Origin of the sequence: Pauljensenia sp. UMB3104 (assembly GCF_030217285.1) — a bacterium.
Classification (GTDB): Bacteria; Actinomycetota; Actinomycetes; order Actinomycetales; family Actinomycetaceae; genus Pauljensenia.
The window spans coordinates 1-228 of record NZ_JASONN010000677.1; the positions used below are offsets into that span (position 1 = coordinate 1).

The 228-nt window shown below is 63.2% G+C and carries 1 pseudogene; it reads right to left on the minus strand.

Annotated features, from left to right (window positions below):
- Positions 1-228, minus strand: a pseudogene (locus QP415_RS13245) (metal ABC transporter permease); the annotation flags it as partial.

Sequence of the window (228 nt, forward strand, 5' to 3'; positions counted from 1 at the left end):
GTGAGCGTGATTCCGGCGGCCGCCTGCGAGGAAATTCCTTTCAGGGCCGATACGCCATGCATCAACAGCGCGAGGACGAGTGAGGCCAGGCCAGCACCGATGAACAGTCCCAGAGACAAAGCCTCATGGCTGCTCGAGACCAGCGCCGCGCCGACCACGCCGATGACGGCGCCCGGGAACGCGGCATGGGTGATTGATTCAGTGAAGAAGATGCGCTGGCTGAGTACG